Genomic DNA, 26280 nt, shown 5'->3' on the forward strand with positions numbered 1-26280 from the left:
TAATACGGATAGTCTGCCATGAACAACTCAACAAATCAGCTTATTGTTAAGGAATTTATAGCAATAACATTAATTAACATTAGGATACTAGCAATATCTGATAAAGCTTGCTGCTTATAAGGAAGGTAATAACAGAAAAATAAGATAAACTTAACAGAATAATTGACTAATAGATTGATAGAATGACAATGAAAAATAAGTTCAAATTGAGTGCTGAGGAAATAAAGCTATTTAAGGAAACTATCGCAGGGACTAAACCTTTACTACATGATATCGTTAGTCATCCACCACAACGACATCATCAAATAAAATCGCAATTTGTCGCAAAACGTTTGCTCCAAGAACAACTCGATGTTAGTTATTACTTTTCCGATGAATATCAACCCCTTTTGGAAGTAGAGGGGCCTACTCGTTACCTACGACCCGATATCAATCCTTACGAATTAAAAAAGCTACGTCGTGGTGATTATACGCCTGAACTGTTTCTCGATTTACATGGTTTATCTCAACGACAAGCTAAACAAGAAATTGCTGCACTAATCGCAGCTTGCTACCGAAATAATATCCATTGTGCCTGTATTATGCATGGTCACGGAAAGCACATTTTAAAACAGCAAATTCCCCTCTGGCTTGCTCAACATCCTAATATCACTGCTTTTCATCAAGCTCCCAAAGTTTGGGGTGGTAGTGCTTCGTTGCTAGTCCTAGTCGAAACTGACGAAACTCAGCGCAGATAACAGCTAAAACCAACACTAGAAATGTGCCGCTAGTTTATTAACACTTTGCAATATTTGAGAAGGTGCCCGTTGCCATCTATATTCAGCGTGCTGCATTTCAGTATTCATCTCTACATAAGCAATCGCAGATGTTGCAAACATAGGCGGAATTTCTTGTGGGCATAAAGCCGATACCAAATAACCGACTAATGGCAAATGAGATACAATCAATGCTGTTCTTACACCACCCTCGGCAAGTAATTGCAAATAATTAGCAATAGATTGCGGATCTCCATCAGGAATAAGTTCCGTCAATACTTCATGTTCACCTGAATATGGCAATAATGGCTGCATGGCCTGATAAGTTTGTACTGCTCTTACATATGGGCTAGTAAACACTCGTTCGAATACTGGATTTTGTTGTGCTAGCCAACCAGCCATTAATTTAGATTCTTCTATTCCTTTAAGAGTAAGTTCTCTTGCTGCATCATTAATTGTATTTAGAGTTGCGTCACCATGACGCATAATAAAAACTTGCATAATCCACCATTTGAGTAAAATATTTTCACCTAACCCCCTACATAGGAGCCCTCTCATTACTCGCTAATGTTGTTGCCGGAAAATATGCAGGGCAAGGCAACCCGAGATTCTGCACTAAAATTACAAAAAAAGGAACCGCTTTATTTTCATAAAAATCGAAAAAAAAGTTTATTTTATATCAAGTTAAATTGAATTCACGCTTAAGGCCATGATATTAGTAAGGTTTAAAAATACTTATTAATAATCCACTACTGATGAAATTTTTTATTTGATTTAGCCATTTGAATTAACCTTTCACAAGGAACAAAATTGTTACCATATTTCTGTGCTAATTGATGCATTATGTCAACTATATTCGATATACCTTGTTGATCCATATATCGAAATGGTCCACCAGTGAAAGGAGGAAAACCAATTCCAAACACTGCACCAATTTCACCATCATTTACATGACGAATAACCCCTTCGTCAAGACAACGAGTAGCTTCATTCAGCATCAGCATAATACAGCGCTGAACAATTTCCTGATCAGATAAAATTGTTTTGGGTTGAATATTAAGTAGTTCATAAATGGTTGTGTCGACTTGACGCTGTTTTTTACACCAAGGCCAACTAATCTTATTTTTCTTATAAAGATAAAAACCTCGGCCATTTTTACGTCCCTTTCTATCATCTTCCAATATGATATTAAGTTCTGAAGGGACAGAAAATCGTTCGCCAAATTGTTCAACAAGCACCGGCATAATTTTAGTGCCTACATCAATTCCGACTTCGTCTAACAAGTTCAATGGGCCAACGGGAAAACCAAATTTAACTAAAGCATTATCAATATTCTCAATTGATTCACCAGCTAACAGACAACGGGTCGCTTCAGCGATATAAGGTGCTAATATCCGATTGACATAAAAACCTGCACCATCAGTAACAACAATTGCGGTTTTACCCTGTTTTTTTGCCAGTGCCACAGCAGTAGCAATCGTCTTATCACTCGTCTTACTATGAGGGATAACTTCAACCAATGGCATTTTGTCGACTGGACTAAAGTAATGAAGTCCAATTATACGTTCTGGGTGCTTAGCAAACTCCGCAATTTTATGGATAGGTAACGAAGATGTATTAGAGGCAAAAACAACGTTATTTAATGTCATTGCCTCTACTTCCTGTACCATTTTACGTTTTAATGCCAAATCTTCAAAAACAGCCTCAACAATAATTTGTGCTTTTTCAAGGTCTTTATAATCTAATGTGCCTGAAATTAACATCATCTGTTGATCGCGAGCTCGTACAGAAAGACGTTTACGGTTAACTTGCTCAGTTAAGCGATGCCAACTAAATTTTAATGCCTGACTAAGCCCACTATTGCTAATGTCCTTCACTCGAACAGGCAATTTTCCACGCGTTGCAGTCACATAGGCAATACCACCTCCCATGAGACCTCCGCCTAACACACCCACCTGATGAATTGTAGCAGATTTTTCAAAACTACCCATTTCACTTTTTAGCGAAGTCGAGCCAAAAAAAAGACCGCGTAAAGCAGCAGATTCTGGTGTCATAGCCAGTTCCCCAAAGGCTTTCGCTTCTGCTTCAAGCCCAGCTTGCACACCCTTATCATAGCCAATAGTCACCACTGAAATTGCTTTTTCTAACGCTGGATAATGACCTTTACTTTTTGAATTTGTTTTATTTTTAATTATCGCGAATAGGATATTTCTGATAATAGGTAATTCTGATAAACGCTGCATAACAGGCAAATATGTTTTGCCTTTTCTCCCTTTATCAATCCAGCTAATTGCCGTTTCCAATAAAATTTCTGCCGGCACAATATCATCAACTAAACCTAATTTTAGTGATTGCCTTGGTCTTAATTGTCTGCCAGTCAGAATCAAATTTAATCCATTAATTAAACCAATTAAACGAGGTAAACGTTGTGTTCCTCCAGAACCAGGTATTAAACCTAGTTTTATCTCAGGTAAACCAAGACGCGTTTTCTCTGACAGAGTACAAATTCTTATATGACAAGCAAGCGCTAATTCTAATCCGCCGCCTAAACATACACCATCAATTGCTGCAACTACCGGTAATGGATAATTTTCAAGCAGGTTAAATAATTTTTGTCCTGTCATAGCAAGCTGTGTTGCTTCTTCTTTTGTTTTACAATTGGAAATCATACTAATATCAGCACCAGCAAGGAAACATCCTGGTTTATTTGAAATAATAATAATACCTTTCAAACCTGCAATTGCTTGTACCTGTTGTAATATCATATAAAATTGATCAACAAATTCAGCTTTTAATGTATTAACTTTTTCGCCGGGAACATCTATGGAAATAACGCCTATGTTGTTTTGTTTGACGGACAAATGAAACACAGGATAGCTAGTAATTGCAGGTAAGTTCTTTTCTTCATTTTTATTGGTTATCATTACTCAACCTCCAAAATCATTGCTGCACCTAAACCGCCTGCTGCACAAGCGGTTGTTAACGCCAAACCACCGCCACGGCGATGTAACTCATTAAGTGTCTGGATAACCATACGAGCACCTGTAGCAGCAAATGGATGTCCATAAGCAAGAGAGCCGCCTAATACGTTAAATTTTTCCATATCAATTTCACCAATCGCTTCAGATTGCCCCAATTTTTCTTGAGCAAATTTTTTGCTCGCAAACATTTTCATATTAGCTAATACTTGAGCAGAAAAAGCTTCATGCATATCAATTAAGGTAAGATCTTTCAAACTTAATCCAGCGCGTTTGAGAGCTAATGGTGTTGCATAAGAAGGGCCTAATAGCATGTCCTGCCATACGTCAATAGCCGAAAAAGCATAACTACGAATATAACCTAATGGGGTTATACCTAATGTTTTCGCATTTGATTCAAACATCAACATTACGGCTGCAGCACCATCAGTCATTGGCGTACTATTCGCGGCGGTAACAGTACCATGTCGACGATCAAAGGCGGGTTTTAACTTTGCATAAGAACTAAGCGTTGAGTCTTTTCGAACATTATTGTCTTGCGATAATGACTCTAGGAAAGGCGGTATATGCGCTGTCATGACTTCTTTATGTAATACACCACTATCCCAAGCCTGGGCAGCTAGGATATGGGAACGATGAGCAAAAGCGTCTTGTTCTTCACGACTGATATGATAGGTTTTTGCCATCTGTTCAGCAGTATCTCCCATTCTTAAGCCAGTAGAATATTCGGCTACTGCTGGTGAAACAGGAAGAAAATCACGAAGACCTAATTTGCTTAAGAGTAGCAAACGTTGGCTTATTGATTTTGCTCTATTAAGGTCAACTAAAGTGCTGGCCATTTTTTTAGTTACACCAATAGGCAAAACTGATGATGAATCAGCACCACCAGCAATACCGACCTTGATCGTGCCTGCCATCATACTTTCAACAATATTGGTAATAGCCTGAAAGCTCGTAGCACATGCTCTAGAAATACTATAAGCATCTGTTGAAACGGGTAGTCCTGTCCCTAAAACAATTTCTCTAGCAATATTCGGCGCTTCAGGCATCTGAACAACTTGGCCAAAAACTACTTGATCAATAAATTGAGAATCAATACCACTACGTATAACTAATTCACTTACTACCATTTTGCCTAAATCGACAGCAGGTATATCATGATAAGCCGTTGCCTGTTTAGCAAAAGGAAGACGTAACCCAGAAACAATTGCGATACGATCAGTATTCTTAACGTTGTAGTTCATAGCAGATCTCGCTTCCCTTTTTATAAAAAATGAAAAATGAAACTATAGTTAATCATTCCCAATACTTCACAGAGGTCTGATCTGATAATCAATTGTTATTCAAATGTAGTGAAAGAAAAATAATAAAAATTAAAAACTGAGAGGCGGCACACAAGATATGAATATTTATTTGTCAAACAAGTCAAAATATTGAGAACAGCTCAACGAACAAATGCCTACAGAATATCTGTAGGCATGGTTAAACTCACTTAACGTAAATTTAATTGAAAAATTAGCGTTTCAGCTTCACAACAAAAGGTAAAGTTCGCTATTAATTTAACACCTTCAGCTATAGGCTGAATCTGATGTTCGATGGTACAAGGCTCCGATTCAACAGCCCGCGCTTTTTCCATCAACTGTATTAACGTTGTTTCAGCTTCTTGTTGATTTAAAAAATTTTTTTCAAAAGAAGCAGTACAATTTTGATTATCTATCACTGTACCCACATCAACACAACAGCAAGCAGCAGTTTCTGCAGCATGACAACGATTTTTAGCGTCCGACATAATTCTTTCCAACAATAAACATTAACAAAATATAATCATAACGCCAATTAACAAAAAAACACCAGTCAATATCTAATAATCTATAAAATTTCAAGTAGTTATTTGATCTAATATCCTATTGTTACGCTATCTCAACCACTTCGCATAATTGATGCACCAATTTATGTTAAATAAATCACATTTTTACAAACAACTAACATATACGTAGTGAACATGCTTGTAATAAAACCGGTATTCAATTCTATACTCAGTCAACTGGTCTGATTTGCCATATTGGCATGGAGCCAATACAATTGCTGGCCTTTCTATTGCGACGAACCATGTCGCTCTTATCATAAATATAATTTAAGGGGTTTTGGTTATGAACCAGAAAAACCTGTTCAAACATACAATTTTGGCAATGGCTGTAAGTTTTATTTCAACAAATGCTAGCGCTGCTGGCTTTCAACTGAACGAATATTCCACCTCTGCGTTGGGGCGTGCTTTTTCAGGCGAAGGGGCGATTGGCGATAATGCTAGCGTTGGTAGCCGCAATCCAGCTGCTATGATGTTATTCAATAACCCTACGCTCTCTTTTGGTGCAATTTATATTAATCCTGACGTTGATATAAAAGGAAAATCACCTGTCACTGGTAACAGTACCACTTCAAGAAACATCGCTCCTCATGCCTGGATACCCAATGCCCATTTTATTTTTCCCGTAAATGAAAAATGGGCAGTTGGCTCTTCAATTACCACTAATTACGGCTTAGCCACCGAATTCAATCACAACTATAATGCCGGGCCTATTGGCGGAAAAACCGATCTGACCACACTTAACCTTAACTTAAGTGGGGCTTATCGGTTTAATGAGCATTTCAGTGCAGGTCTGGGTTTAAATGCAGTTTATGCCGATGCAGAAATCACCCGTCACATAGGGGAACTTGAACCTCTAAAAGGGCTGCCTAAATCAACCACTATTGCCAAACTTAAGGGGGATGATTGGGGCTATGGCTGGAATGCCGGCATCTTGTATGAATTAGATGAGAATAATCGTTACAGCTTTACCTATCGTTCAGAAGTTAAAATAAAGTTTAATGGCGACTATAGTAATGAGCTTCCCACATTGATACCTGGTGGCTTAGGCGGCAACAGCATTAAAGGTAAACTGGATCTGAATTTGCCCGAAATTTGGGAAATCTCCGGTTATAATAAAGTCGCACCTAAATGGGCTGTTCATTATAGTTTAGCCTATACCAGTTGGAGTCAGTTTAAAGAACTGAAAGCCACCGCAAAAGACAGTGGACAAGTTTTATTTAATAAACATGAAGGCTTTAAAGATGTTTTCCGAATTGCGCTAGGCACTACCTACTATCATGATGATCATTGGACGTTTCGTACCGGTATTGCCTTTGATGATAGCCCGGTGCCAGCTAAAAATCGCTCGATCTCAATTCCTGATCAAGATCGCTTTTGGATCAGTGCCGGTACAACTTATGCCTTTAACGAAAATGCCTCAGTTGACGTAGGTATTTCCTACATGCATGGTCAAAACGTAAAAATCAAAGAAGAAATGCCGCTAATGCCTGGTAGCCCTACCCTCCCAGCCTATGAGTTTAAATCTAGTGGAAGCGCCTGGTTAGCTGGCGTTAACTTTAACTACAAATTTTAATTTTTACTGAAAACACAAAAGGATAGCAACAGCTATCCTTCCTAAAATCGGTTATAGGAAAATATTTAGTGATAATATAATTAATATCCAAATATCGCAGCCATACCAGTATTTACTAATTAAATGATAATAAATAATTTATCGAAAATAATGATTAGTAAACAATTATATTATTAATTATCTTTTTAATTTATATAGACTTAAGTCGACCACAAAAATCAATAAATCACCTTACCGTTATTTTGTATCCATTAGCATTTAAATTAAAATGTATCCATCTTCTACTAATCAATAGAATCCAAATCTTCTTCAATCACAGCAGCGTTAGGATTAATAGTCGGTTTCAACACGCCTCCTTGTGCCTTAAAATCTTTATTTTGAAAATAAGCTTCTCTAATCATTAAATAAGGATCGGAGGAGTTTTGTAAAATGCCATCAGAGTCTAATAAAAGTGCCCGCTTTTCAATTCCCTCTAACACCCATTTTCCTGCTGACATCCAAAAAGTAAGGTAACTTAACATCGGGTAAGCCTTGTCAGCCCAATCGCCCCCATCTTCTCGTAAGGTAAAACTACCATAACCTGGCAATACCACATATGGACCATAGCCAACCTGATAATATCCCAACGTACTACCAAAACGATTAGATTCTTGTTTAGCAAGTTTAGGATTAGCCATTGAAGCAATATCGATCAAACCTGCCATACCAAAAACACTATTTAGGAAAAAACGATTGAAATGTTTCATTCCTTGATAGATATCGCCACGTAGAAAATTATTTACCATACTTGCAGGCTCTTCCAGGTTAGCCAAAAAATTGACTAGACCATTACGAGCAGGCATAGGAATATAATCACGCCAGGCGATCGCAACTGGACGCACCACATAACGATCAAGCACATGATAATTAAAATCAAACATTGTTCGATTAAAACTCTCTAGCGGATCAGAGCGCTGTTGATTATCAGTAGGTGTACTGGAACAACTTGTTAGCAATCCTACTGCAAACAATACTCCGCATAAGCGATATGTTTTAAATCTTGTTTTTCTATTCAACAAAACACCCTCACATAGATGGTCCATTCATAATTATATATCCACATTAATTTAATCTTACTTACTTTTTTATTTAATGATAAGAATTTAATCACTATTTATCTAAGCATATAATGTGCAGGCCATTATTTTAAATAAGCAGATAGGTTAAAAAAACAAATAAATAACACTAAGTTATAGACAAAAAAATATTAACAAAAACAAAATAAAAAAATTATTCTCAAAATGATGAAAACGATATAATGTAAAACAGAAAACCAAATTAAATAACAATCATTATTAAATTTATTATAAAATTATAATTTATAAAATCATAATTTTACAAATCGTCTACATATATAACATGGCTAATAATCAAACCAATTAAATACAAATCTAGCCATCAGCAATAAAATTAAACTAATTGTATTCAACAAGTTGATTTTAATAGGGATTTAATAGTAGAATGAGCAGCATCTTAAGATAAGTTAGCCTAAAAAGATATTATGTCCTCTTAGTTAAATGGATATAACAAGCCCCTCCTAAGGGCTAATTGTAGGTTCGATTCCTGCAGGGGACACCATTAACAAATTGATAACGATTAATTTTAATCAACATAAAGTTATAGTTGCTACCTCATATATTTCTTATCGTTTATTACAATTCCTACCCTACTTTGTGTAAATTTATCTCCCTGATTTGCAACTCACTTAATATCACTGAACATACGTTAAGCCCTCTTGTATAATTAATATACTTTTATTTCGTACTAAAAATAACAAGGAGGCGTTATGCGTTTAGTATATATTATTGAAAATATTATAAAAAAACATCATGATCGCCCTGCTATTGGCGAGCGTGTGAAGCGTTATATAAAAGATGCTAAATCCAAGCGCATTGTTTGCCAATTAGCAGCAAAATATCAAACAATCACTTATCAACAATTATGGAATAGAGCTGAAAGTATTGCTAATGAATGGTATCAGCATGACCAATACCCACTAAAAGCCGGTGATAAAGTTGTTATCCTATCCTTTATTCATAGTGACTATATTGCTATTAATCTCGCTTGTGTACAAATTAATGCAATTATAGTTCCACTACAAACTAATTTATCAAATAAAGAATTAACACTTACTTTACAAGAAATAGAACCACGAATAATCGCAGCCAGCATAGAATACTTACCTATAGCAGTAGAATTAGCCAAAAATAATAACTCAATAAAACGAATCATTGTTTTCGATTATGATCCTTCCCATGACAATGCAGAAAAACTAGAACAATTACAAAATCAATCAATTATCAAAATCGAAGAATTACCAAATATTATCCGTTTAGGTAGCAAGTTACCGAAAGTACCTTATCCTGAGAATAGTCATGATACATCTTCGATATCGATGATAATTTATACCTCAGGTAGTACTGGTGCGCCCAAAGGCGCTATTTATACAGAAAAATTTGTAGCAAATATGTGGGACGCTAGCCTATTTGCCAATAATACTAATAAAGAAAATACGACTGTTCTGTATTTACCAATAAGCCATTGTTGGGGAAACCTAAAATTTACAAATCAGTTAGCTAAAGGTGGTACTTGTTATCTAGTAGCTAAAAGTAATTTATCCACGTTATTCGAAGATATTGCTTTAGCAAAACCCATTGAACTTTCATTAGTACCTAGAGTATGTGAAATGATATTTCAACAATATCAAAGTGAATTAGAAGTGAGAAAAAAAACCACCCATGATCCCCTGCTTGATATCAAGCTTAAAAAAGAGATACGTACCAATATTTTTGGCGGTAGAATAACAAATATAAGCTTTGGTTCAGGACATCTTGCTAAGAAGTTAGCTGATTTCATTGAATCTCTATTTGAAATAAAATTATATAATGATTATGGCAGTACAGAAACATTGGTTATCTGTAATGATAATAAGGTATTAAAACCACCGGTGGAGGATTATAAACTTATCGATGTTCCTGAGCTAGGTTATTACTCAACCGATAAACCTTATCCGCGAGGTGAATTATTACTTAAAACAGCCACCATTATTTCAGGTTATTACAAACATCCTGAATTAAATAGCCAAATTTTTGATGAACAAGGTTATTATAAAACTGGAGATATCGTCAAAGAGACAGCGAAAGATCATTTAGTCTTTATAGAAAGAAGAAAAAATGTTATTAAACTTTCTCAAGGTGAATTTATTATTACAACAATGCTTGAAACTCTATTTAAAGAGAGCCCTTTAATAAAGGATATTTTTATTTATGGCAATAGCAAGTGGTCTTATTTATTAGCTGTTATTATTCCTATACCAGAATTATTATATCACTATAATAAACAAGATAACGAAATCAAACAATTAATTCAACAATCACTTAAAAAAATTGCTAAAGACGCCAATTTAAAACCCTATGAAGCTCCACGAGATTTCTTAATCGATACAGAACCATTCAGTCAGAAAAATGGCTTATTATCGGAACTAGGAAAACCATTAAGGCAAAAAATTAAAACTTATTATATTAATGATTTGAATAAATTACATCAAGAAATCTGCAATAATGACTTCTCTAATTTTTCACAACATATTAATAAAGAAAATATATTAGAAACGGTAATAAAATTAACTCAATATCTAGTAGGCTCTCCTGGTATGGTTATTAATTCAGCAGCAACTTTTCGCCAACTTGGGGGTGATTCTTTATCTACATTACAATTTTCATTAGAATTAGAAAAAATTTGGGGGATCATGATCCCAGTCGATATGATTGCCAATCCAACTTGTACACTGGATGATATTGCTGATTATATAAAATCAAATCAATGTGTAAAAAATTTACGCCCAACTTTTGCTACCATACATGGTATAGATAAAAAGAAAATTTATGCCTATCAATTAGCTTTAGATAAATTTATCGATCCCGAAATTTTACAACCAATAAAAAATTCTTCACGATCCTTATCGAGCTTTCATAACGTATTATTGACCGGAGCAAATGGCTATCTAGGAAAATTTCTTTGTTTAGCTCTATTGGAAGAATTAAATAAAACTGACGGTAAATTAATTTGTGTGATACGCGAAAAAGATAGTGATAGTGCCAGACAACGTTTAATTAATACTTTTAGTCCACACAACGACCAGCTAGCACTTAAATTTAAGCAACTTGCCGATAAACATCTAACGGTATATGCGGGTGACTTAACTAAGCCAAACTTAGGACTTGATGAAAAAACATGGCATTATTTATCGCAGAATATTGATCATATTTTTCATGCTGGCGCTTTAGTTAATCATATACTTCCCTATCAACTCCTTTTCGAAACAAATGTGCTAGGCACGGCCGAATTAATTAAATTAGCGCTCGTCAATCACTTAAAACATTTCGTTTTCATTTCCAGCATTATCGTTGTGATACCTTCCGATAATAATAAACCCTTAAGCGAAGATGATAATATATGTGAAGCAATACCTTACCAAGAAATTAATAATCAATACGCGAATGGCTATGCTATTAGTAAATGGGCGAGTGAAATTTTGCTCCATGAGGCAAATAACCATTTTAAATTACCCGTTACCGTTTTTCGCCCAAGCATGATACTTGCACATCGCCAATATGCTACTGAGCTTAATATTAACGATGTATTTACCCGATTATTATTAAGTATCATTAATACTAAAATTGCGCCAAAATCTTTTTATCAATCAAATAGTAATCAATCCCCTCATTATAATGGATTAGCGGTTGATTTTGTCGTTTCATCAATAATCAAATTAGCAAAAAATAATCACAATCAGAGACTTACTTTCAATATGGTTAATCCACAAAATGATAAAGTGTCTCTTGACACGATTATTGATTGGTTAATTAATTCAGGTATTAATATCAAAAAAATAGATGATTATGAAGAATGGTATCAACAATTTAAATTGGCCATGAAAAAATTACCTAGTAATTTAAAACAGTATTCCATGTTACCTGTTATTAGCCTATTAAAACAACCAGAAAAAATAACTAGCAATTTTTGGCTTCAACCTAATAAATTCTCTTCTATTGTTGGTAATACAATACCTGCTATTACACCATCCTTAATTAGTAAATATATCGCTGACTTTAAGGCACTAAATCTATTAATTTAGAATAACTAAATTAATTTTTTAACAAAATTATTAAATATGATTATTAATCATGATTTCTGATTTAATAGCTAGCAGTAAATAATATAGCACCATAATATTATGATGGTGCTTCACTGTAATAATTTTGCTCAAGATAAAAATAGCCTAATGAAATTTAACGGCCCGCTTTTAATCGTTGAAAATAACTTTCATATAAAATATTAGCATTGCCCACATCATTCTGCCATTCTCCTCTTTTTAAGGTTTCTTCATCAGGATAGAGGGTTTTATCTGCCACAAGTTCTGCTGGTAATAATTGCTTGGCGGCTAAATTGGGCGTTGGATAACCAATTTGTTGTGCTACTTGAGCCGCAATATCGGGTCGCAGCAAAAAATTAATTAACTTAAGCGCACCTTCAACATTTTTCGCATTGGCAGGGATCGCTAAACTATCCATCCAAAAAATCCCCCCTTCTTTTGGCCAAATAAATTGTATGGGGGCTCCTGATTGGCGCACTACATAGGCAGAACCATTCCATAGCATGCCCACATCGACTTCACCTTGTATAAAAGGATTAGCCGGATTATCAGAATTAAATGCCATGACATTTGGCATTAATTTTTTTAACTCTTCATAGGCTGTTTTGATTAACATCGGATCGGTTGTATTGCCTGAATGACCCAGTTTAAGTAGCGCCATTTGAAACACTTCTCGTGCATCATCAGTTAATAACAGCCCATTTTTATATTCGGGTCTCCATAAATCTGCCCAAGAGGTAATAGTTTTAGGATCAATAACCTCACTATTGATACCAATACCTGTCGCTCCCCAAATATAAGGTATTGAATAATCATTTTTTGGATCAAATGATTTATGTAATAAATTTGGATCAAGGTTTTTAAATTGATTCAATTTACTTTTATCAATTTTTTGTAGCATGCCTTCCTTACTCATTTTCGCCACAAAATAGGTTGAAGGTACCACTAAATCATAAGCACCTTCAGTATAAGTTTTGAGTTTGGTGTACATACTTTCATTAGATTCATAAGTCGAATAAATGACCTTGATACCCGTTTCTTTAGTAAACTGATTAAGTAGCCCGGGAGGAACATATTCTGACCAATTATAAAAATAGACTACCTTATCATCATCAGCTGCTATAGCTGAGCCAATACTCGCGGCTATAATCCCTGCTGCAAGCCATGAGGAGCACTTTTTCATAGAGTGTTTCCTTCATAAAACAATAGTGAGTGAAAACCCATAGACTTTTTTGTCTAGGTAAAAAAGTTATTATATGGGCACCTGTAATGGGGTAAAGCTTATAAATGCCATTTAGTGACAAATTTTACTAGAAAAAAACTATTTCGGATTTTTAATAAAATAAAAAATAAATAATAATAGCTAACCAAAATACACTAATTAACATCCTGGTAATATGCCAATACTTGCGATCCAACGCATTTAATTCTGGCACTAGGTTTAATTTATATTTTTTATCGATTTTATTTTTAACATCCATTGACTCAACAGCACAAGTATTAATGAAAATAATAATAAAACCGTCGCTAGCGCATTAACTTCTGGTGAGATCCCTATTTTTACCATTGAATAAATTTTCAGAGGCAATATTTCATAAGCCGGTCCAGTAACAAAAGAAGATACAACTACATCATCCATTGAAAGAGTAAAACTTAATAACCAACCCGAAATGACAGCTGGCAAGGCTAATGGTAAAATAATTTGCCGTAAAATAGTTAATTCACTAGCACCTAAGTCTCGCGCAGCTTCTAACATTTTCACATCAAAATCCTTCAATCGCGCATAAACCGTAATAACCACAAAAGGTAAACAAAATGTAATATGAGAGAAGAGTAAAGACCAAAAACCTAAAGAAATTCCTAATAACATAAAGACTAATAGTAATGAGATTGCCATCACAATATCAGGAGACATCATTACAACAAATAACATACCACTAACAAATGATTTTCCTCTGAATTGGTAACGAAATAAAGCCACCGCTGCTAATGAACCAATCAAAGTAGTACAACTAGCTGAAATCATCGCTATCGTTAATGAATGACCTGCAGCCTGTAACAAACTATCATTATTCCACAACATGTCATACCATTCGATAGTCAACCCTTGCCACACATTACCAAAGCGTGAGGCATTAAATGAATTGACAATCAAAATAATAATTGGAATATATAAATAGGCATAAATGATGGTGAGGAAACCACTTCGTAAAAAACGTCCAATCATGCCAAATCCACCTTTTTATTCAGCAAATTTGCAGCACGATAATAAACATAGAGTAGTAGGCCCATAGCAATAGTTAATACTATACTGGTCGCTGCGCCAAAAGGCCAATCGCGCAAATTAAGAAATTGGCTCTTGATAACGTTACCGATTAATAAATTTTTTGCCCCACCCATTAAATCCGCTACATAAAACAATCCCATTGCTGGTAATAGCACTAATAAGCATCCCGCTATTATACCTGGCATAGTTAGTGGCACTATAATACGTAAAAAAGTTTGAAATTTATTAGCACCAAGATCCCGCGCAGCCTCAAGACAAGATTTATCCAATTTTTCAATACTTGAATAAAGTGGCATCACCATAAATGGCAACAAAATATAAACTAATCCCATAATGACGGCTTCTTGCGTATACATGATGCGAATAGGTTTATCTATCAACCCAATCCACAGCAAAAAATCATTTAAATAGCCACGGGTACTCAAAAAAATCTTCAACCCATAAATACGAATAAGTGAATTAGTCCAAAATGGCACAATCAATAAAAATAACATTAATGGCTGCAATTTGGGTGGTAATCGCGTCAGCAGAAATGCAAATGGATAGCCAATCATCAAACAACACAAGGTAGCAATAATTGCCATATTTAGTGAGTGAAACATCACCTCTACATATAAGGGATCAAATAGCCGGGTATAATTGTCGAGGGTAAAAACCATGTCGACTAAATTTGCATCATCACGGGTCAAAAAACTGGTAATAATGATCATCAAATTTGGCAAGAAGGCAAACAAAAGCAACCAGGAAACCAATCCGATAACGATAACATTTTGAAAAATTTTACGATTATTCTTCATCGAGAAGTACGACCTCCCAACTTTCTACCCATGTCACAGCAATTTTTTGTGCTAACGAGTGGTCTACATCCGGATCATCTTCATTAAAAAATTCACTGACCATCACCCGCTTACCATTGTTCATTTCTACTTCGGTATCAAGCATCATCCCCTTATAGTTGCGTTCACGTACATGTCCAATAAGTCCAGCAGGCTGCTGTTCGTCGTCTATCTCTTTAACACGTAAATCCTCTGGTCGCAATAAAACTTTTAATGGCTGACCTTCCGATACAGCAAGCTTCGTGTAAATATCACACTCATAGCCTTCAACATTGGCTCGAATACGCTGCGCATCAATACGGTGTAATGCTATCGCATCAAAAATATTAATTTCGCCGATAAACCGGGCGACAAATAAATTCTTTGGCTCTTCATATATTTCACGGGGCGACGCATCTTGTTCAATATGCCCATCTCGCATAACTAAGATACGATCAGACATGGCGAGCGCTTCTTCTTGATCGTGGGTAACATAAATAAAAGTGATCCCTAACTGACGTTGCAAGGCTTTTAATTCACTTTGCATCTTTTTACGTAAGTTATAATCCAGCGCCGATAAGGACTCGTCTAATAAAAGAACTTTAGGTTTATTGATAACTGCACGTGCAATTGCCACTCTTTGCTGCTGTCCACCCGATAACTGATGGGGATATCGCTGGGCAAAGTCTTCTAACTGCACCATACGTAGCACTTCTTCTACTCTCGGCTTGATTTCTTGAAAAGATTTTTTCTGCATACGTAAACCAAATGCAACATTATCAAATACCGACATATGGGGGAATAAGGCATAACTTTGAAAAACAGTGTTTACATGACGCTGTTCAGCCGGAATATTCGTAATATCCTGACCTTGAAGAAAAATATGCCCATTATCAACATGATCTAATCCAGCAATTAACCGCAAAATAGTCGTTTTACCACATCCTGACGGACCTAATATGGTAAGAAATTGACCATCATTAATCGTAAGATTAAACTGTGAAATAATATTTTTGCCATCGAAACCTTTAGTCAAGGATTTTAATTCGATCAATGGTGTAAGAGAGGTTGTCTCAGTCATTTAAAGTATCACTCTATCCCTTATAGTAATGCAGATAGAACCGCAACAGGAAAAAGACTGTATTAGCTAATCAGGAAGACTCCCAGCAATAGCCAAAACCAGTTGCGCCAATAGATTGAATAAAGAGAGAATGATAAACGTAGCAACACAAAATTAAAAGCAATATCATCAGAAAAATGACAACATTAATCTTAATATATTAAATTAAACTTAAGCCTAAATAGTTAGCAGTCGAAAATAAATCTAATATTTCTATCTATTGCCTGCCATTAATTAATATAAGAGATGATAAAGTGAGCTTGCTATTTTCATTAAGAATTTGCATAAATTATAGCTAATAGCTAATAATTTATAAAAACTCAATTTATACTATTAGGTAGTTAAAACAATAAGTTAAATTTAACAAATCTGCTCATAATTATTTATTCGGCTAGCTTTTTCACTTAACTAGAGTGAAAAATACGCAAAAATCGCTGGTACCAGCAATGGGGTGTAGGATGTACTAGCGCATTCAAGGCGCGAGAATAGTCCATAACTAATCCCGGCGTCCAAGCCATGGATATCGCTCGCTGGCGAATTTGCGATGCAACCCATAATTCCGGCGACAGCAATAATTTCACCAGCGTTAAAAAATTGTTGCTTTTATCAGCCAATACCCCTTCTAAGGCAGCTTCTAGCGCATAAGCCACACTACTGGAGCAATTGCGGTAAGTTAGATTATAAAGCGCTATTTGCCGATATTTTTGCCAAAAAATTGCCAAAGTAACCGCGTTATAATGATAAAAATGGATCTGAAAATCAGATCGACACCACTGTGAAACTTCAGAGTCATAGTCAGGCTGAAATTCACCTGCAACATTATTTTCTTCGGTAGCTTTTAATTTATTTAAAAATTCAGAAGGAGAACGATCGATATCATCGATTGGATATAAGCTAATATAAATCTGATTTCTAATCTCCAATGCGGCGTGACCGGTAGAAATAACACCATTACGGTCAACAGCTGCAATATAGCGATTAATTACTGGGCGAGGTCTGGGCGGTAAATCAGCCGAGCCTTCTGGCGTCCAAATATGCACTGTAAGCGGTGAAGTATGAGACAAATTGATACTCGTTTGCTGTTCTTCAGTTAGTGGCATGACTTCATCTATTTTAATTTCTTGCAGCTCAAATTCTTTTTGTGATAATGCGCTATCAGCCATTAAAGTAAATATCGTTTGTCCATGTCGAATAACGCGTAATTTACTGGAGAAACGGATGGCAGATATTCCACTATGCATTAATAACACAGCCAAAACGATTGGAAATGTCGATTGGTAACTAAGGGGATAAGGAAATAAGATCACCATAGCAAACAACAAATAAAATCCACCTAACCAAATAGTACGTTTCCATAGGCGATGACGAACCACTAAAGCGGACACGATACTAAATATAGCAAGTAATAAATAATTAAAGCCTAACACTATTGATAAGATCAAATGACTATAATTATCATCAATTAAAAGAGAAACAGATACCAGAAAAAATAATCCACCTTTGAGAAAAAGAATAAATTTTTGGCTACCAATTCCACTATTGGCGACACTCAGAGTAATTAAACTCTCAATTAATGTGAATATGCTTATCCAGACCACCGGAATATAACGTGTTTGTCCTAATTCATCACACAATATCACTAAGCCCAATAAAGCCCATAACAGCCCACCAATTAGCAACCAAATCGCCTGCTGGTGCATAAATTTTTTACCTAAAAGTAAACAAGCAATTTGCAACATAAACAATCCGTTATAAATCAACTTTTGTTTTTGAAAGAATTTCCCATTCACCTAATAGCATTGGATTAATTTTATCAGCAATAGTGATTAATATTCGATCACGCACGTTAAGCCATTCACCATCTAACCCCTTTAATTGAAAGCTGACCGGCATACCATGATAGGAGCTTACTAATGACCAGTGCTCTTTTAAAATTTCATGGGCAGAAATTTCAATCGCTTTTAATATATGGTGAATATCACTTTTCACCGGTAACGATGTGATTAATTTAATTTGCGGATCAAATTTTATTTTGTCTTCTTGAATAAACAATTGGTAACGAATGAGGGATTTTGAGGCACGTTTACTCGTTCTTTCTACTTGAGATGCTGCAAGCAATGAAAGTAGCAACATAAAAATGGCAATAACGGACAGGTAAGTTTGAGCAAGTAATAGAGGCTCTTCTCTTAATAAGCCAGGTAAAAAGAAAGGTCCATAGCCCTGTTCACTATAGAAAATAACAATGGTTCCCAAGACTAATAATCCAATTCCTCGACCAAAATCTTGTAGAAATAGGATCAAAAGAATAATGAAAATAATGGGTATGCAAGCTAATATAATATTTAATGCTGAGCCATAATGATAATTAATATAACCTTTCACTCCAGTCATCTGATCAGAAAAAATTAACCAGCTACTGATTGCCAGCAACATTAACCAACATAATGTTAATAATATTTTTTTTATACTGTTAAGCTGCTTTAATGACTGTGGTTGTACTAAACCTAATAACATCGCGACAGCAAAATAGATACCTGACATATCAGCCAGCCAACTGGTAAGAAAATCATCTAAAATAATCTTCTCATCAAGAGAACCCAACAACAGGACACTCAGCCAATTATCAATAGCACATATTACTGCTGAAATCACAATCCAAGTTATAATGGTATTTAATGGCGATTGATATTGCGCTAAATATCTTACAATAGAGGCAATTAATAACGGAGAAATAAGTAAACTAATCGCACTAACCATACTCATCACAGAAGTGGCAACATTGAATGGTTCCAGATACCAATTGACCAAACTAAATAAAAACAAAAAAGCAGGCCAGGAACGTACTGGTGATAATAAAAATGCCACAATACTCACACCAGCAGGAAACCACACCACAACTAGCGATTCATCATAAGGTACTTGTACTTCCTTAGAAATAACAGCCGAAATAAAATAAATTAATGTCCAACTTAGGAATGTAAACCACCTAATATGACTGGAAATTTTCACCAGTCCTATCATCAACGATTCTCCTTTATATTTTGCTAATAAAACCTTTAACAATCAATAAATAGTATTTACTTGCAAAATAAACTGTATTTAAATTTCAAACACTAAAATAATGATATATATTAAACAAGTAGCAGAACTAAAAAATTATTAATATTAAATTAGATTATTACTTTTTTATAACAAACAAATGCAGTTGCTGGACTTTTAAAATATATTTTTCACTATTAAAACTAGCCTAATTAAGCATTATTTTATTTAGCAATATTAATAAGGGGCTTAGTTAAGAATAGATTAACAACAACAATCAAATCATTTACTCAATAGCCAATAAGTCAGCGTTTTAGCTGTTTAACACTAATTTGATTAAATTTGCTAAAAAGAACATTAAGTAAGTTTTAATTTTAAGCTTACAACTAATAATTTTTAGCTAATATTATCCCGCTTTGTAGAACTTTTGCAACATTATATGCACAATGCTGTAGATTTAATTCTCCCTGCTCTAAAGCTGTTTGCTGTGATAACAAGCGGGGTAAAATACTAAATACGGCATTGATCCCTTGCTGATAAACAGCTTCAATGTTTTTTCCTTGGATACCCACTATGGCGATGACAGGGATACCATATTGAGCCGCAAGCTTAGCAATACCAATTGGCGCTTTTCCATTTAATGTTTGTCCATCCATACTTCCTTCACCTACTATAACTAAATTAGTTGTAGCTAATTTATCTTTAAAGTGCATAGCCTGACAAACTGTTTCAATTCCAGAGCACAATGTTGCATTGAGAAAAGCCAATGCAGCGACAGAAATTCCACCGCCTGCGCCAGATCCTTTCAGATATCGATAATCAGTGCCAGTCATGGATTGAATAATATCGGCGTAATGAAGTAAACCCTGTTCTAGATGGGTAATCATTTCGCCAGTAGCCCCCTTTTGAGGAGCAAATGTTTTTGCCGCACCGTGTTGACCAATTAATGGATTATTAACATCGCAGACTATTTCAATCTGACACTGTTGTAATCTGCTATCTAAAGTTGATAGATCTATCCGTTCCAATTCAACCATTTCTTTAGCAACAAATTCTAATAAATGACTATCTTTACGATAAAAGCTGGCGCCCAGCGCCTGCATCATACCAATACCGCCATCCACCGTAGCACTTCCTCCGACGGCTAAAATGATCTTTTTAACGCCGTGATCAAGCGCGGCAAGCATTAATTGACCAGTACCAAAACTGGTTGTTAATAAAGGATTACGCTGGCCTAAAGGAACTTGCATTAAGCCACTCGCTGCCGCCATTTCTATCACGGCGGTATCACCATTATCCAGTAAGCCATAATAAGCTTTCACCAGGGTTTTTAAAGGCCCTGCTACGGTTATCTCAATACGTTGCCCACCTCTAGCCGCAACTAAAGCGTCAACTGTGCCTTCCCCTCCATCAGCCATCGGCAAACATAAATATTCAGCTGCTGGAAAAACGGCCATGAAGCCAGCTTCAATAGCACGTGCAGCCTGCTTAGCGGTCAGACTTTCTTTAAATGAATCCGGGGCAATAATTATTTTCATTTTCACTACCATAAAAAATTAAATAACATAACTTGCAATTAGGGATTGTTATGCTTGAGAGCCAGTTCATTTATTTGATGATAAAATAATAACATCTGAAATTTTGTTAAATTATGCCAAGACAGGAGACAATATGTACCAAACTATTTTAGTTCCAATTGATCTGTCTGAAGACACCTTAACGCAAAAAGTTGTTCCGCATATTAACGCGCTAAGCCAAACTGATGATCCTGATTTCTATTTTATCTCTGCAATTTATGCGCCTTCTTTTTTCATTGCTAGTAAAATTGTCTATTCCAAGCAGCCAATTCGCGATGACGATGAAATTGTGCAACAAGCGCTACAAACCCTAAAAAGTATGACAAAAAAATTTGCTATACCAGAGGAAAAAGTACACTGCTTAATTAAAGCAGAACCACCAAGAGACGCTATTTTAGAAATTGCCGATGAAGTTAACGCTGATTTGATTGTTATTGCCTCTCGCCGGCCTAACTTTAAAACCCATTTATTAGGTTCAACCGCTGCCGCAGTAGTAAATTACGCTAAAATTCCAGTTTTAGTGATTAGATAAATACAGTTATGCGGGAATAATCATCCCGCCTTACTGGCAATATGACTAATTAATTATTATTCTTATTTTAAGAGAAATCATCCATTGGTAAATATGATTAAATCACATAATTATTTTTTGCCAAATCTATTACTTGCTTGGCGTTGAATAAGTGAAAGGTGATATATGAAAGAATACAAAGTCGTTATCATCGTGGGTAGCTTACGTAAAGGTTCATATAATAAAAAACTGGCTAACGAATTAATCAAACTAGCTCATCCACAGATACAATTTTTTTTCGCCGAAATAGGAAAACTGCCTCTCTATAATCAAGATGATGATGAACAACCAAGTAAAGTGGTGCAAGATTTTAAACAACAAATCGCCGATGCTGATGGTGTTATTTTTGTTACCGCAGAATATAATCGATCTATTCCTGGCGTATTAAAAAATGCTCTCGATCAGGGTTCTCGACCTTATGGAAAAAATGTGTGGGCACAAAAACCAGCTGGGGTTATTGGAACTTCACCTGGCGCCATGGGAAGTGCACTATCACAACAACATTTAAGAAATGTGCTAACTTTTCTCGATATGCCAACACTCAATCAACCAGAAGCTTTTATCCAATGGAATGAGCATATTATAGACAAGCAAGGTAATTTGCTGGAAAGAACGAAAGTATTCTTGCAAAAATGGCTGGATGCTTATAGCCATTTTCTAAAAAAACAACTCAATTAATATTCTTAAGTAGAAGGCTAATAGATTGCAAAAGTAGCCTTTACTACTTCATCAATAACAACAAGTTACTAACTAAAAATCAAAATTGATCACTTAATATAAAATAATCTATAATTTTAATAACTTAAATATCTTATTTCTCTTTTATTTAAATTCAATTCCCCACGATATTGATAAATTTTACTTGCTTATTTTGCTAATTTCTTTGGCTAATAAACTATTATCAAAAATCAAAAGGCCATTTTTGTGAGTAACTTAACTTGTTCCTATATAACAACGGATGCAAATTCTGCCGTTGCTTCTGTTGCATATCGACTCAATGAAATTATCGCCATTTATCCTATCACGCCTAGTTCCAGTATGGCTGAGCAAGCAGATATATGGGCAGCGAATAATCGAAAAAATATTTGGCAAGACACACCTAAAATAATTGAGATGCAATCCGAAGCCGGTGCCATTGCGACAGTGCATGGTGCTCTGCAAACCGGCGCACTGGCTACCACATTTACCTCATCTCAGGGATTATTATTGATGATCCCAACCCTTTATAAACTCGCCGGCCAATTACAGCCTTTTGTGTTACATGTCGCCGCCCGAACTGTCGCCACCCATGCATTATCTATTTTTGGCGATCACTCCGATGTGATGGCCGTACGTCAAACAGGTTGTGCTATGCTATGTGCTAATAATGTGCAACAAGCACAGGATTTTGCCGTTATTGCACAAATATCCGCTCTGAATAGTAGATTGCCATTTATCCATTTTTTTGATGGCTTTCGTACCTCACATGAAATCAACAAAATTCATCCAATCTCCGATGAAATACTGCAACAACTAATCCCTGAACAAGCAATACAAGAACATCGTCAACGCGCTTTGTCACCAGAGGCACCCACTATCCGAGGAATCGCAGCTAATCCAGACACCTATTTTCAAGCTCGCGAAGCGATTAATCCTTGGTATTTTCAAGCTTACCAGCATGTCTTGGATGCCATGCAGGCCTTTGGTAATATTACCGGCCGTTACTACCAACCGTTTGAATATTATGGCCATCCTGATGCTGAACAAATTATCATTTTGATGGGATCAGCGGCCGGGCCTTGTGAAGAGGCTATTGATCAACTGCTGACGCAAAATGAAAAAGTCGGCGTAGTAAAAGTGCATCTTTTTCGCCCTTTTTCTGCCCAACATTTTCTTAAAGTAGTACCATTAGCAGTAAAAGCTATTGCGGTACTTGATCGAACAAAGGAACCGGGGGCCCAAGCAGAACCACTGTTCCTGGATATTATGACAGCGTTAGCGGAGTCTTTTAGCCAAGGCCAACGTGATAAGTTACCTAAGGTTATCTCGGGTCGTTATGGTTTATCCTCCAAAGAGTTTGATCCTGACTGTGTGATGACTATTTTTCATCAACTTAAACTGGCTAAACCCAAAACACGTTTTACTATTGGCCTTCACGATGATGTCACCGGACTGTCTTTACCGATTATTAAAGCATCACTCCCCACTACCCACAAATTAGCTGCCCTATTTTATGGCTTAGGTAGTGATGGTTCAGTATCCGCAACGAAAAATACGATTAAACTTATTGGCAACCATACCGCTTTATTTCCACAGGCATACTTCGTTTACGACTCTAAAAAAGCTGGCGGGCTAACGGTTTCACATTTACGTATTAACCACCATCCTTTCTATTCGTCATATCTTATTAAGCAGGCGGATTTTATCGGCTGCCATCAGTGGCAATTTATCCACAAATACCAGTTAATTGAAAAATTAAAACCTGGTGGTATTTTTTTAATCAATAGTCCTTATAAATCTGATCAAATCTGGCATCATCTGCCACAAGAAATACAATATTTGTTACGACAAAAACAGGCACAATGCTATACCATTAATGCTTATCAAATCGCCCGACAATGCCAATTGGGTGGCCGTATTAATACCATTATGCAAACGGCTTTTTTCTATTTGACCCAACTATTGCCTATGTCTGAAGCAAAGCAGCAATTAAAAGAGACAATTAGCCAGAGTTATTGCAAAAAAGGGGCTGATGTCGTTGAAAATAATATTAACGCCGTTGATCTTACCATCAAGGCAATAGAAAAATTTGATTTACAGGAGATTGATATCACCAGCCTTTGCCGACCCGCAACGGTAGCTGATGATGCCCCTGATTTTGTAAAAAACATAACCGCAAAAATGATCGCAGATTTAGGTGATACCCTTCCCGTGTCAGTATTTCCACCCGATGGTAGCTGGCCAACAGGCACAACAAAATGGGAAAAACGCAATATCGCCGAAACGATCCCTATTTGGCAACCGGCTCTATGTACCCAATGTAATTATTGTGTTGCCGCCTGTCCTCATGCTGCGATTCGTGCAAAAGTCACTTCTGCCGAAATACTGGAAGCTGCGCCACCTAGCTTACCCTCTTTAGCCGTTAAATCACGAGATATGCGAGGGCTCAATTATGTACTACAAGTCGCGCCAGAAGATTGTACTGGCTGTAATCTTTGTTATGAAGTTTGTCCGGCTAAAGATCGGCAAAATCCACAAATCCGCGCCATTAATATGCAGCCGCGGGTTGAACATCTAATAGCGGAAAAAATAAATTTCAATTTTTTCCTGCAAATTCCCGATATTGCCCCACATCAACTAGAACGTATAGATATTCGAACCTCACAATTAATTACACCGTTGTTTGAATATTCAGGAGCTTGTGCCGGTTGTGGTGAAACCCCTTATATTAAATTACTGACTCAGTTATATGGTGATAGGCTACTGATTGCCAATGCCACTGGCTGTTCATCTATTTACGGTGGTAATCTCCCTACTAGCCCCTATAGCAAGAATAACGAGGGGCGAGGACCAGCATGGGCAAATTCCCTATTTGAAGATAATGCAGAGTTTGGTCTGGGATTTCGTTTAACATTAGAGCAGCATAAAAAAAGAGTCTCTCGTCTGCTAAATGGCTTAGCTGAACAATTACCGAACACACTAATTAATCAACTACAGGATGATTCTTTATCAATTGAGTTAAAGCGTCAATTAATTGTTCAATTACAATCATTACTGAATAAAATCAATACCGCTGAAGCCCAACAATTAAGCACCGATGCTCACTATTTGATTGATAAATCAGTATGGATCATTGGTGGTGATGGTTGGGCCTACGATATTGGTTATGGTGGCTTGGATCATGTGCTCAATAGTGGTGAAAATATCAATGTTTTGGTGCTAGATACACAATGTTATTCCAACACGGGTGGCCAACAATCAAAAGCAACGCCAATTGGTGCTGTAACTAAGTTTGGTCAAAATGGCAAACAAAAAAGCCGTAAAGATCTGGGAATTACCATGATGATGTATGGACATGTATATGTGGCACAAATCGCTATTGGCGCCCAAATGAACCAGACGGTTAAGGCTATTCAGGAAGCCGCCAGCTATGCAGGACCATCACTGATTATTGCTTACAGTCCTTGTGAAGAGCATGGTTATGATCTTGCCTATAGTCATGAGCAATCCAAACAGCTAACAGCAGCTGGATTTTGGCCGTTATACCGTTTTGATCCACAACGTAGTCAGGCAGGAAAACCGGCGTTAATACTTGACTCAAGAGCACCGACAGCATCGCTAACGGATATCTTACAAAAAGAGCAGCGCTTTTCTCAGTTAACCAGACAGTTACCTGAACAAGCAGAAATACTGGCAAAACAAGCAGAGATAGCAGCACAAAAGCGCTACACTTTGCTTGAATTACTTGCTAAACAAGATTCTAACTAAGATAGCATAGGTCGCCATTCTGCTATTCAAGAAAACA

18 protein-coding genes and 1 tRNA gene are annotated in these 26280 nt (G+C 36.1%); 7 read left to right on the forward strand and 12 right to left on the reverse strand.

Annotated elements, in window-relative coordinates; all coding sequences use genetic code 11:
• Window positions 1-188 precede the first annotated feature (188 nt).
• Window positions 189-737, forward strand: coding sequence for an endonuclease SmrB (gene smrB / locus QE177_RS09490; RefSeq protein ID WP_280549081.1), 549 nt, complete (start codon window positions 189-191; stop codon window positions 735-737).
• Window positions 738-752: 15 nt separating this feature from the next.
• Here smrB and sixA read toward each other — a convergent pair whose 3' ends face one another.
• The 4 genes from sixA to QE177_RS09510 form a co-directional block, all read right to left on the reverse strand.
• Window positions 753-1256, reverse strand: a complete 504-nt coding sequence (gene sixA / locus QE177_RS09495; protein ID WP_280549082.1) for a phosphohistidine phosphatase SixA — start codon at window positions 1254-1256, stop codon at window positions 753-755.
• Window positions 1257-1504: 248 nt separating this feature from the next.
• Window positions 1505-3679, reverse strand: coding sequence for a fatty acid oxidation complex subunit alpha FadJ (fadJ, locus tag QE177_RS09500; RefSeq protein ID WP_280549084.1), 2175 nt, complete (start codon window positions 3677-3679; stop codon window positions 1505-1507).
• A complete protein-coding gene (gene fadI, locus QE177_RS09505) occupies window positions 3679-4977 on the reverse strand; it encodes an acetyl-CoA C-acyltransferase FadI (protein WP_280549085.1) in 1299 nt (432 codons plus the stop codon). The genes fadJ and fadI overlap by 1 nt, the downstream gene beginning before the upstream one ends.
• Window positions 4978-5225: 248 nt before the next feature.
• Window positions 5226-5522 (reverse strand): YfcZ/YiiS family protein, encoded by a 297-nt coding sequence (locus QE177_RS09510; RefSeq protein WP_280549087.1) that lies wholly within the window; start codon window positions 5520-5522, stop codon window positions 5226-5228.
• A gap of 361 nt (window positions 5523-5883) precedes the next feature.
• Here QE177_RS09510 and fadL point away from each other — a divergent pair, with 361 nt between their 5' ends.
• On the forward strand, window positions 5884-7173 hold the full coding sequence (gene fadL / locus QE177_RS09515; RefSeq protein ID WP_280549089.1) for a long-chain fatty acid transporter FadL: 1290 nt from the start codon (window positions 5884-5886) through the stop codon (window positions 7171-7173).
• Window positions 7174-7457: 284 nt separating this feature from the next.
• Here the strand turns inward: fadL and mlaA are convergent, their stop codons facing one another.
• Entirely contained in the window at window positions 7458-8228 is a 771-nt protein-coding gene (gene mlaA, locus QE177_RS09520) for a phospholipid-binding lipoprotein MlaA (protein ID WP_280549090.1), read from the reverse strand.
• Between the two features lie 487 nt (window positions 8229-8715).
• Here mlaA and QE177_RS09525 point away from each other — a divergent pair.
• Together QE177_RS09525 and QE177_RS09530 are read left to right on the forward strand one after the other, a co-directional pair.
• Window positions 8716-8790 (forward strand) — tRNA-Arg (locus QE177_RS09525).
• Window positions 8791-8998: 208 nt separating this feature from the next.
• Window positions 8999-12349 carry a thioester reductase domain-containing protein gene (locus QE177_RS09530; RefSeq protein ID WP_280549092.1) on the forward strand — a complete coding sequence of 1117 codons (3351 nt, stop codon included), beginning with the start codon at window positions 8999-9001 and terminating at the stop codon, window positions 12347-12349.
• 154 nt (window positions 12350-12503) lie between these two features.
• On the opposite strand, the gene potD is transcribed toward QE177_RS09530, so the two are convergent.
• From potD to QE177_RS09565, 7 genes are all read right to left on the reverse strand, one after another.
• Window positions 12504-13550, reverse strand: a complete 1047-nt coding sequence (gene potD / locus QE177_RS09535) for a spermidine/putrescine ABC transporter substrate-binding protein PotD (RefSeq protein ID WP_280549094.1) — start codon at window positions 13548-13550, stop codon at window positions 12504-12506.
• Between the two features lie 258 nt (window positions 13551-13808).
• Window positions 13809-14594: a spermidine/putrescine ABC transporter permease PotC gene (gene potC / locus QE177_RS09540; RefSeq protein ID WP_026823475.1), complete on the reverse strand. Its 786-nt coding sequence runs from the start codon at window positions 14592-14594 to the stop codon at window positions 13809-13811.
• Window positions 14591-15451 carry a spermidine/putrescine ABC transporter permease PotB gene (gene potB / locus QE177_RS09545; RefSeq protein ID WP_280549100.1) on the reverse strand — a complete coding sequence of 287 codons (861 nt, stop codon included), beginning with the start codon at window positions 15449-15451 and terminating at the stop codon, window positions 14591-14593. Before potB ends, potC begins: the two co-directional genes overlap by 4 nt.
• A complete protein-coding gene (gene potA, locus QE177_RS09550) occupies window positions 15441-16550 on the reverse strand; it encodes a spermidine/putrescine ABC transporter ATP-binding protein PotA (protein ID WP_280549102.1) in 1110 nt (369 codons plus the stop codon). The genes potB and potA overlap by 11 nt, the downstream gene beginning before the upstream one ends.
• Window positions 16551-16993: 443 nt before the next feature.
• Window positions 16994-18328 carry an MFS transporter gene (locus QE177_RS09555; RefSeq protein ID WP_280549104.1) on the reverse strand — a complete coding sequence of 445 codons (1335 nt, stop codon included), beginning with the start codon at window positions 18326-18328 and terminating at the stop codon, window positions 16994-16996.
• A gap of 10 nt (window positions 18329-18338) precedes the next feature.
• Window positions 18339-19610, reverse strand: coding sequence for an MASE1 domain-containing protein (locus tag QE177_RS09560; RefSeq protein ID WP_280549106.1), 1272 nt, complete (start codon window positions 19608-19610; stop codon window positions 18339-18341).
• 404 nt (window positions 19611-20014) lie between these two features.
• Window positions 20015-21166 carry a glycerate kinase gene (locus QE177_RS09565; RefSeq protein ID WP_280549108.1) on the reverse strand — a complete coding sequence of 384 codons (1152 nt, stop codon included), beginning with the start codon at window positions 21164-21166 and terminating at the stop codon, window positions 20015-20017.
• A gap of 133 nt (window positions 21167-21299) precedes the next feature.
• Between QE177_RS09565 and QE177_RS09570 the strand changes: the two genes are divergently transcribed.
• The 3 genes from QE177_RS09570 to nifJ all read left to right on the forward strand — a co-directional run bounded on the left by QE177_RS09570 (window position 21300) and on the right by nifJ (window position 26243).
• A complete protein-coding gene (locus QE177_RS09570) occupies window positions 21300-21737 on the forward strand; it encodes a universal stress protein (RefSeq protein WP_280549110.1) in 438 nt (145 codons plus the stop codon).
• A gap of 165 nt (window positions 21738-21902) precedes the next feature.
• Window positions 21903-22454 (forward strand): NAD(P)H-dependent oxidoreductase, encoded by a 552-nt coding sequence (locus QE177_RS09575; RefSeq protein ID WP_280549113.1) that lies wholly within the window; start codon window positions 21903-21905, stop codon window positions 22452-22454.
• A gap of 246 nt (window positions 22455-22700) precedes the next feature.
• Window positions 22701-26243, forward strand: a complete 3543-nt coding sequence (nifJ, locus tag QE177_RS09580; RefSeq protein ID WP_280549115.1) for a pyruvate:ferredoxin (flavodoxin) oxidoreductase — start codon at window positions 22701-22703, stop codon at window positions 26241-26243.
• Window positions 26244-26280: the final 37 nt, after the last annotated feature.

The organism is Arsenophonus sp. aPb (genome assembly GCF_029873475.1).
Taxonomy (GTDB): domain Bacteria; phylum Pseudomonadota; class Gammaproteobacteria; order Enterobacterales; family Enterobacteriaceae; genus Arsenophonus.